General features: G+C 69.8%; 7 protein-coding genes and 2 rRNA genes (1 of these 9 only partly in view). 4 read left to right on the top strand and 5 right to left on the bottom strand.

Annotation, left to right across the window (positions count from 1 at the left end; translation table 11 throughout):
- From OCT49_RS12160 to OCT49_RS12145, 4 genes are all read left to right on the top strand, one after another.
- A 23S ribosomal RNA gene (locus OCT49_RS12160) occupies positions 1-1,006 on the top strand (it extends 2,119 nt beyond the left edge of the window).
- Positions 1,007-1,084: 78 nt separating this feature from the next.
- Positions 1,085-1,201 (top strand): 5S ribosomal RNA (rrf, locus tag OCT49_RS12155).
- Between the two features lie 272 nt (positions 1,202-1,473).
- Positions 1,474-1,881 (top strand): YciI family protein, encoded by a 408-nt coding sequence (locus OCT49_RS12150; protein ID WP_283851894.1) that lies wholly within the window; start codon positions 1,474-1,476, stop codon positions 1,879-1,881.
- A gap of 8 nt (positions 1,882-1,889) precedes the next feature.
- On the top strand, positions 1,890-3,035 hold the full coding sequence (locus tag OCT49_RS12145; RefSeq protein ID WP_283855767.1) for an RNA polymerase sigma factor: 1,146 nt from the start codon (positions 1,890-1,892) through the stop codon (positions 3,033-3,035).
- Positions 3,036-3,080: 45 nt separating this feature from the next.
- Here the strand turns inward: OCT49_RS12145 and OCT49_RS12140 are convergent, their stop codons facing one another.
- Genes OCT49_RS12140 through OCT49_RS12120 form a run of 5 tightly spaced genes read right to left on the bottom strand, consistent with a single transcriptional unit; the run spans position 3,081 to position 8,513 of the window.
- Positions 3,081-4,391: a DUF58 domain-containing protein gene (locus OCT49_RS12140; protein WP_283851893.1), complete on the bottom strand. Its 1,311-nt coding sequence runs from the start codon at positions 4,389-4,391 to the stop codon at positions 3,081-3,083.
- 10 nt (positions 4,392-4,401) lie between these two features.
- Positions 4,402-5,403, bottom strand: a complete 1,002-nt coding sequence (locus OCT49_RS12135) for an AAA family ATPase (protein WP_283851892.1) — start codon at positions 5,401-5,403, stop codon at positions 4,402-4,404.
- On the bottom strand, positions 5,400-6,596 hold the full coding sequence (locus OCT49_RS12130; protein ID WP_283851891.1) for a DUF4350 domain-containing protein: 1,197 nt from the start codon (positions 6,594-6,596) through the stop codon (positions 5,400-5,402). Before OCT49_RS12130 ends, OCT49_RS12135 begins: the two co-directional genes overlap by 4 nt.
- On the bottom strand, positions 6,593-7,282 hold the full coding sequence (locus OCT49_RS12125) for a DUF4129 domain-containing protein (RefSeq protein ID WP_283851890.1): 690 nt from the start codon (positions 7,280-7,282) through the stop codon (positions 6,593-6,595). The genes OCT49_RS12130 and OCT49_RS12125 overlap by 4 nt, the downstream gene beginning before the upstream one ends.
- Before the next feature lie 4 nt (positions 7,283-7,286).
- Complete coding sequence (locus OCT49_RS12120) at positions 7,287-8,513, bottom strand: DUF7847 domain-containing protein (RefSeq protein WP_283851889.1); 1,227 nt, start codon at positions 8,511-8,513, stop codon at positions 7,287-7,289.
- Positions 8,514-8,573 lie beyond the last annotated feature (60 nt).

Genomic DNA, 8,573 nt, shown 5'->3' with positions numbered 1-8,573 from the left:
CCAGTAAACGGCGGTGGTAACTATAACCATCCTAAGGTAGCGAAATTCCTTGTCGGGTAAGTTCCGACCTGCACGAATGGCGTAACGACTTCTCGACTGTCTCAACCATAGGCCCGGTGAAATTGCACTACGAGTAAAGATGCTCGTTTCGCGCAGCAGGACGGAAAGACCCCGGGACCTTTACTACAGTTTGATATTGGTGTTCGGTTCGGCTTGTGTAGGATAGGTGGGAGACTGTGAAGCGGCCACGCCAGTGGTTGTGGAGTCGTCGTTGAAATACCACTCTGGTCGTGCTGGATGTCTAACCTGGGTCCGTGATCCGGATCAGGGACAGTGTCTGATGGGTAGTTTAACTGGGGCGGTTGCCTCCTAAAGGGTAACGGAGGCGCCCAAAGGTTCCCTCAGCCTGGTTGGCAATCAGGTGTTGAGTGTAAGTGCACAAGGGAGCTTGACTGTGAGACCGACGGGTCGAGCAGGGACGAAAGTCGGGACTAGTGATCCGGCAGTGGCTTGTGGAAGCGCTGTCGCTCAACGGATAAAAGGTACCCCGGGGATAACAGGCTGATCTTCCCCAAGAGTCCATATCGACGGGATGGTTTGGCACCTCGATGTCGGCTCGTCGCATCCTGGGGCTGGAGTCGGTCCCAAGGGTTGGGCTGTTCGCCCATTAAAGCGGTACGCGAGCTGGGTTTAGAACGTCGTGAGACAGTTCGGTCCCTATCCGCTGTGCGCGTAGGAATATTGAGAAGGGCTGTCCCTAGTACGAGAGGACCGGGACGGACGAACCTCTGGTGTGCCAGTTGTCCTGCCAAGGGCATGGCTGGTTGGCTACGTTCGGGAGGGATAACCGCTGAAAGCATCTAAGCGGGAAGCCTGCTTCGAGATGAGTATTCCCGCCAACTTGATTGGTTAAGGCTCCCAGCAGACGACTGGGTTGATAGGCCAGATGTGGAAGCCCGGTGACGGGTGGAGCTGACTGGTACTAATAGGCCGAGGGCTTGTCCTCAGTTGCTCGCGTCCACTGTGTTGTTCTGGAATAACGAACGGCTGTGTTGTTGCCGGTGGTTCAGTAATTCCATAGTGTTTCGGTGGTCATTGCGTTAGGGAAACGCCCGGTTACATTCCGAACCCGGAAGCTAAGCCTTTCAGCGCCGATGGTACTGCAGGGGGGACCCTGTGGGAGAGTAGGACGCCGCCGAACAGTTTTTCCGGGAAAGCCCCGTGCCGCCAGGCACGGGGCTTTTCTGCGTTGCTCATCCGTTACCGCCTTTCGGCGGTTTTTTGTTTTTCAGGCCGGTCGGTCAGGCCGTGGCCGGTCACCCCTCCTCTGCGCTCCCCGGCCGGTGACACCAGAGCCAAAAAATTTTGAGCAGTGATGTCGAGAACCCGTGGTCGGCTCCGTCCCCGTGGTGAACGTGACCAAGATGGGTTGCAGCCGCATCAGTACCGACATCAGTACCGAGGAGAGACACGATGGCCAAGTACCTGCTGCTCAAGCACTACCGAGGCGCCCCGACCCCGGTCAACGACGTATGCATGGACCAGTGGACGCCGGAGGAGATCTCGGCCCACATGCAGTACATGCATGACTTCGCGGCCCGGTTGGAAGGGACCGGAGAGTTCGTCGACGGGCAGGCGCTCGCCCCCGAGGGGACATGGGTCCGCTACGACGGGGAGGGACGGCCCCCGGTCACCGACGGCCCGTTCGCCGAGACCAAGGACCTCATCGCCGGCTGGATGGTGATCGACGTCGACAGTTACGAGCGCGCCGTCGAGCTGGCCGGGGAACTCTCGGCCGCTCCCGGGGCCGGCGGAAAGCCGATCCACGAGTGGCTCGAGGTGCGTCCGTTCCTGGCCGCGCCGCCCACCATCGCGGAGTGACCACCTCGATGAACGAGGTCCTGCTCCGGAGCCTCACACCGAACGTGCTCGGAATCCTCGTCCGCCGCGGAGCAGACTTCGCGGCGGCCGAGGACGCCGTACAGGACGCGCTGGTCGAAGCGGTCCGGGTCTGGCCGACCGACCCGCCGCGGGATCCGAAGGGCTGGCTGATCACCGTGGCCTGGCGTCGGTTCCTCGACGCGAGCCGGGCGGACGCGGCCCGCCGCCGGCGTGAGGACCTGGTTGACGAGGAGCCGGCGCCCGGCCCTGCCCCCGCCGCGGACGACACGCTCCAGCTCTACTTCCTGTGCGCCCACCCGTCGCTGACGCCGTCCTCCGCGGTCGCTCTCACCCTGCGCGCCGTCGGCGGACTGACCACCCGCCAGATCGCCCAGGCGTACCTGGTGCCCGAGGCGACCATGGCGCAGCGCATCAGCCGGGCCAAACGCACCGTCTCCGGCGTACGGTTCGACCGGCCCGGCGACGTCGCCACCGTGCTGCGCGTCCTCTACCTGGTCTTCAACGAGGGCTACTCCGGCGACGTCGACCTCGCCGCCGAGGCCATCCGGCTCACCAGGCAGCTCGCGGCCTCGATCGATCACCCCGAGGTGGCGGGGCTGCTCGCCCTCATGCTGCTCCACCACGCCAGACGTGCCGCCCGGACCGCGTCCGACGGCAGCCTGGTGCCACTTGCCGAGCAGGACCGCAGCCGATGGGACACCGGACTGATCGCCGAGGGCGTCGGAATCCTGCAGGCGGCCCTCGCCCGTGACCGGCTGGGCGAGTTCCAGGCCCAGGCCGCCATCGCGGCACTCCACGCCGACGCGCCCAGGGCCGAGGAGACCGACTGGGTACAGATCGTCGAGTGGTACGACGAACTCGTACGCCTGACCGACAATCCGATCGTCCGGCTCAACCGTGCGGTGGCCGTCGGAGAGGCCGACGGACCGCGCGCGGGACTGGCGGCTCTCACGGTGCTGGACGACTCGTTGCCCCGTCACACCGCGGTGGCGGCGTACCTACACGAGCGCGACGGCGATTTGGCGACGGCGGCACGGCTGTACGCCGAGGCTGCCCGGAAAGCCCCCAACCTCGCCGAACGCGACCACCTGACCCGCCGGGCCGCCCGGCTCAACACCCACCAGCGGCGCTGACGGGACGAGCCCGACTCCTCCCGCAGCCGCATGGCGGGCGCGGGCTCAGAGTCGTCCGGCCCCCTTGAGAGCGAGATAGGCGTCGGCGAGGGCCGGGGCGAGGTTGTCCGGAGTGGCGTCCACCACCACGGCGCCGTGGCGCTGCAACCGCTCCGCGATACGCAGCCGCCCCGCCCTGTCCTGGGCGCCCGCGGCAGCTTCGTAGACCGCCTCCACCGTGCCCCTGGCCTTAGCCATCCGCTCGACATGGGGATCCGCCACGGAAGCCACCAGCACCGTGTGGCGCTGGGTCAGGCGGCGCAGTACGGGAAGCAGCCCCTCTTCCACGGGGGCGGTGTCCAGACCGGTCAGCAGCACGACCAGGGAACGGCGAGGCGCACCGGCGAGGACAGCGGCGCTGAGGCCCCGGGCATCGGTTTCCACGAGGGCCGGTTCGACGGGGGCCAGGGCGTTCACCATGGCCGACAGGATCTCGCCCGCCGACCGGCCCTGGACCTGTGCACGGACCCGGCGGTCGTAGGCGAGCAGGTCCACGCGGTCGCCCGCACGGGTGGCGAGCGCCGTGAGCAGCAGGGCCGCGTCCAGGGACGCGTCGAGACGGGGCACGTCACCGACCCGTCCCGCCGAGGTGCGACCGGTGTCCAGGACGATGAGGATGTGGCGGTCCCGCTCGGGGCGCCATGTGCGCACCGCCACGGCGGACTGACGCGCTGTGGCCCGCCAGTCGATGGAACGGGTGTCGTCGCCGGGCACGTACGCGCGCAGGCTGTCGAACTCCGTTCCCTCGCCGCGGGTGAGCACGCTGGTGCGGCCGTCGAGTTCACGGAGCCGGGAGAGCCGGGACGGCAGGTGCTTCCTGCTCGTGAACGGAGGCAGCACCCGCACCGTCCAGGGGACGTGGTGATATCCCTGGCGGGCGGCGAGCCCCAGCGGGCCGAACGAGCGGACGGTGACGCGCTCGGCGTGGCGATCGCCACGCCGAGTGGGCTTCAGGAACGTGGTCAGCCGACGGCGTTCCCCCGCCGGGACAGTCAGCCTGTGGCGGGAGGCGGCCTGTTCCGTCCCCGCGGGCCAGCTGCTGGGGGGCCAGGCGTCACGGAGGTGTGCCCGCAGCCGGCGGCGGGAAGGGTTGGTCACGGTGAGTTGCACCTCGGCGGTCTCGCCGAGTCGAACGTTCGTATCACCGGTTCGGGTGAACTGGAGCGTTCGCACTGGTGCAGCCAGGACGTAGTCGCACAGAATTGCGAGAGAGAGCGGTGCGTTGACCGCGAGCAGGCCGGTCCAGCTCGGGGCCAGGATGCCTACGGGGAGTGACCCCAGGGCGGCCAGCAGGGCGGTACGTCCGGTGAGCGCCACGGTCACCGCCTCATCGGGGTACGGGGACGTGGGCGAGGACCGAGGTGATGACGGAGTCGGGGGTGACCCCCTCCATCTCCGCCTCGGGCCGCAGTTGAATGCGGTGGCGGAGCGTGGGGAGTGCCAGGGCCTTCACATCGTCCGGGATGACGTAGTCACGGCCGGTGAGCCAGGCCCAGGCACGGGCGGTCGACAGCAGCGCGGTGGCACCTCGGGGGGAGACGCCGAGGGCGAGCGAGGGGGATTCACGCGTGGCACGACAGATATCGACGACATAGCCGGCGATCTCGGGAGAGACCTTGATCCGCGCGACCGCGTCGCGGGCGGCCTCGAGGTCGGCCGGACCTGCGACGGGGCGTATGCCCGCCGACTTGAGATCGCGCGGATCGAAGCCGCCGGAATGCCGGATGAGGACGTCGACCTCGTCCTCCCGTGAGGGGAGCGGCACCGTCAGCTTGAGCAGGAAACGGTCCAGCTGGGCTTCGGGAAGCGGGTAGGTGCCCTCGTACTCGACGGGGTTCTGCGTGGCGGCGACGAGGAAGGGGTCGGGCAGCCGCCGAGGGGTTCCGTCGACGGTGACCTGGCGCTCCTCCATGGCTTCCAAGAGGGAGGACTGCGTCTTGGGAGGGGTGCGGTTGATCTCGTCGGCGAGAAGCAGGTTGGTGAAGACGGGACCGGGCTGGAAGGAGAACTCCGCTGTACGGGCGTCGTAGATCAGCGAGCCGGTGACGTCGCTGGGCATCAGGTCGGGGGTGAACTGGACGCGCTTGGTGTCGAGTTCGAGCGAGGCGGCGAGGGCCCGGACCAGGAGGGTCTTGGCCACCCCGGGTACGCCTTCGAGCAGGACGTGACCCCGGCAGAGCAGGGCGACGACGAGTCCCGTGACCGCGGGGTCCTGGCCGACCACGGCCTTGGCGATCTCGGAGCGCAGTGCTTCCAGGGCTGCGCGGGCCGTGTCGCCGTTCCCGGTGGTCTCGGGGGTGCCGGCGGGCACCGGGGGCGGGGCGCTCATGACGTGCGTACCTCTCTTTCGAGGGTGTCGAGTTGGTCTGCCAGGCGGACGAGAGCGGTGTCGTCGGCCGGAACGGGGCCGAAGAGCAGCGACTGGAGGCTGTCGTCGGTGGTGCCGAGGCGGGCGGAAAGAGCGGGGACGAGCACCGAGGGGGAGTGGGCGTCGCGGGAGGAGACGCCGATGAGCGGGGCGATACGGGTACGGGACGCGGCACGCAGCGAGTCGGCGGCGCGGTCACGGGCGTTCGTCCTGCGGTAGAGGCGGGCCCGGCCCTCGGTGGATTCGGAGGCGCGGATGGCCACGGGCAGTCGCTCGGCCACCAGGGGGCCCAGGCGGCGGCCGCGCCAGATGGCGGCGAGTACGGCGGCCAGGGCCAGCTGGAGCGTGCCCCACAGCCAGCCCTGCGGAATCAGGTCGGTGAAGCTGCGACCGTCACCGGCTCCGTCGCCGTCGTCTCCGGCGGCGGAAACATCGGCGAGTGAAGGGAGGTACCAGACCAGATGAGGACGGGAACCGAGAAGTTGCAGGGCCAGGGAGGCGTTGCCCCGGTGGGCGAGCCGGTCGTTGCGAAGAAGGTCGGGGGAACCGAGGAGCACGGTGTCACCGGCGCCCCGCTCGACCAGGAGCAGGGTGGGAAGGCCGTCGCTCGGGAAGCAGGAGGTGGTGGCGGAACCGTCCGCGGTGTAGCGGAAGCCCCCCGTTTCGGCATCGCCCGCGGCACGGGCGGCGGGCAGCGGGCATTCGGGGTCGCGGGGGACCACGGGGCCGGCGGGCTCGGCGCCGACGCCGGGCACCAGCGTGCTCACGGAGGAAGGTCCCGCCGCGAGGAAGACGGTACGGCCGGCCGAGCCCTCGGCCGCGGCGCGGAGCCTCTCCTGCCGGTCCGGGGCCAGCAGGTCGGGGGAGGTGACGAGCAGCGTGGTGTCGGGGCCCAACCGGGCCGTGGCCTCGCGGAGGGTGGTGACCACCTGGACGGAGACCCCGCGGTCCTCGAGGAGTTCGGCGACGGCCCGGCTGCCGTACTGGTCGGCGGAGCGGGGGTCGAGGCGGCCGTGTTGGTCGCCGGAGCGCACGCTCGCCAGGGCGATCGCGGCGACGACGAGCAGAAGCAGGGCGAGCAGCAGGCCGCGGACGCGGGCCCAGACCTGGCGGGGAGTGAGGGACGCCGAGGTAGCGGCGGTGACCCGGGTCATTCGGCCGCTCCCGGGGTCGCGGCCGTCAGGACGGGCTTGGCGGTTTCGAGTGCGAGGTCCAGGTCCCGCACGTCCAGGTACGCCCGCTCGTCGGCGGCACGGCCACCGTACGTGACGTCGTCGAACTCCCTGGCGGCGGCACGGAGCCGGGTCGCGTGCGCGGGCAGTGAACGGCCCGCCTCAGCGGCGGCCTCGTCGGCGGTGCGTCCGGGGCGGGGGGTCAGCAGGGCGCGTTCCTCCAGGGAACGGACCAGGGCGCGCATGCGCTCCTGGACCGCCTCGTTCCAGCGCTGGGCGGCCGCGTGCGTCTCGGCGGCCTTCCGGTGTTCGGCCGCGCTGCGGGGGGCGTCGTCGAAGAGGGCGTCCGCGGAGCGCATGGCGGGGCGCGGGGTCCCGAGCCGCCACCAGAGCGCGACGAGCAGCCCGATGACGACCAGTACGAGCACGACGAGGCCGAGCGGACCGCCCGGTGCGGCGCCGGATGCCTTGCCCAGGAGGTCGCCGATCCAGTCCCAGAGCTGGTCGAGGCCGCGCTGGAGGAGATTGGGATCGTTCTCGTGGTACATCGGCTTGGACAGTTCGCGCTCGGCGGCCTCCCGGGCGGGAACCCGTGGGGTGTCCACGGGTGTGTCGCCGCTCGCGCGGATCAGTGACCGTACTGCTGTGATGCCCCCCGCTCCCGACACGGCATCAGTTCCCGGTGTCGTATCCGGGCAGGCCCGCAGCCCGGCCGAGTTCGAGGTCGAGCGCCTCGCGGCGGATGCGCTGATCGATGTAGAGCAGGGCCATCACACCGGCGGAGAGCGGATAGGTGATCGTCGAGATGACCACTTCGCCGATGCCGGAGACAATGAGGAAGGGCCAGCCGAAGTCCATGGACCCGTCCGTGAGGACGGATTCGATTCCGCCCCCGTCCACGGCCATCGCGATGACGCCGAAGGGGATGGCGACGATGAGGGACACGACGAACGTCAGCAGCCAGGTGAGGGCCAGGACGCCGAAGGTCCGCCACCAGGCGCCCCCGACGAGCTTCGCGGACCGGCGCATGGAGGCGGCGATCGACTGCCGCTCCAGCATCAGGGCCGGGGAGGCGAGGCTGAAGCGGACCATCAGCCAGATGGTGACGGCGGACGAGGCCAGGAAACCGATGAGGGCCAGTCCCGCGCCGGCGGCGGAGCCGATCAGGAGCCCCGGCAGGATGCCGACCGTCAGGATGGCGGCGCTGATCAGGGCAAGCAGCAGGGTCAGCCCCAGGAGCTGAGCGAGCCGGGGCCGGGCCTCGGCCCACGCCTCGCCGAGCGTCACCGGGCGTCCCAGCACCGAGCGGCTGATCACCACGGTCAGCACGGAGGTCGTGATCAGCGTGGCGATCATGCCGATCAGCACGGAGGGCAGGCTGTTGACCAGGGTCGACTGCGCCGAGTCGGCGGCCTGCCGCAGCACCTCCGGCCCGGTGGCGTCCGGGTCGATCTCCACGGGGTCCGGCAGCAGGAAGCGTTGTACGAGGATGATCGCGATCTGGGCGATCACCGACACGGTGAGCGTGATGCCGAGGACCGTGCGCCAGTGGGCGCGCATGGTGGAGACCGCGCCGTCGAGGATCTCGCCGACGCCGAGGGGGCGGAGCGGGATGACACCGGGCTTGGCCGCGGCGGGCGGCTGCCCCCAGCCAGGGCCGTACGGTCCGCCGCCCGGACCGGGGCCCGGGCCTCCGGCACCCCGGCCGGCGGGAGGAGGTGTGTGGGGGCCTGTGCCGGGAGCGCTCGGTGGGGACCACTGCCCTGCGGGCGGCTGGGTGGAGGACCAGTTGCCTCCACGGCTGCTGCCGTCGGCGGGCTCGGAAGGCCGGGGGACGTTCGCGCCCTGGCCCTCGGAGGGGGCGGATCCGGGCGAGGCCCAGCCCGGAGTGTCGTTCATTCTCGCTCCTTCACGGTCCTGACCGCTCATCGGGGCAGCAGGTTGGCAGCCATCGTGCCA

The organism is Streptomyces sp. ML-6, assembly GCF_030116705.1.
Taxonomy (GTDB): Bacteria; Actinomycetota; Actinomycetes; order Streptomycetales; family Streptomycetaceae; genus Streptomyces.
Note: the sequence above shows the minus strand (reverse complement) of the source record. Positions and strands in the feature narration are given on the sequence as shown.

Bases quoted from the DNA above. Each gene is read 5' to 3' on its own strand.
- OCT49_RS12135 (WP_283851892.1), bottom strand. From the start codon at position 5,403: ATGAGCGCCCCGCCCCCGGTGCCCGCCGGCACCCCCGAGACCACCGGG.
- OCT49_RS12130 (WP_283851891.1), bottom strand. From the start codon at position 6,596: ATGACCCGGGTCACCGCCGCTACCTCGGCGTCCCTCACTCCCCGCCAG.
- OCT49_RS12120 (WP_283851889.1), bottom strand. From the start codon at position 8,513: ATGAACGACACTCCGGGCTGGGCCTCGCCCGGATCCGCCCCCTCCGAG.
- OCT49_RS12145 (WP_283855767.1), top strand. From the start codon at position 1,890: ATGAACGAGGTCCTGCTCCGGAGCCTCACACCGAACGTGCTCGGAATC.
- OCT49_RS12150 (WP_283851894.1), top strand. From the start codon at position 1,474: ATGGCCAAGTACCTGCTGCTCAAGCACTACCGAGGCGCCCCGACCCCG.